The 253-nt window shown below is 56.9% G+C and carries 1 protein-coding gene; it reads left to right on the top strand.

Going from position 1 to position 253, the window contains the following annotated elements:
• The coding region (locus ACPYOI_RS36570; protein ID WP_481424243.1) for a glutaredoxin family protein at positions 1-244 on the top strand (244 nt) is incomplete at its 5' end.
• Positions 245-253: the final 9 nt, after the last annotated feature.

Below are 253 nucleotides of genomic sequence, written 5' to 3'. Positions count from 1 at the left end.
GGCCTGTCATTTGTGCGATGAGGTCATCGGCCTCGTTGCACGTTTGAGACAGGAACATCGCGATCTCGTGCCTGAACCGATGATCGTTGACGTCGATGCCAATGAGGACTTTCGCTCCCGCTGGGGCGATCATGTCCCGGTAATTTTCGTTGATGGCACGCTTATCTCCTATTGGACCCTTGACGCTGACACCTTCCTGTCAGCCTTACGTGATGGCCCCTCGCTCCCGGCAGTGTTGCCCTGATAGCCGGGA

This window comes from Rhizobium sp. SVR5-2C (assembly GCF_056755115.1).
Note: the sequence above shows the minus strand (reverse complement) of the source record. Positions and strands in the feature narration are given on the sequence as shown.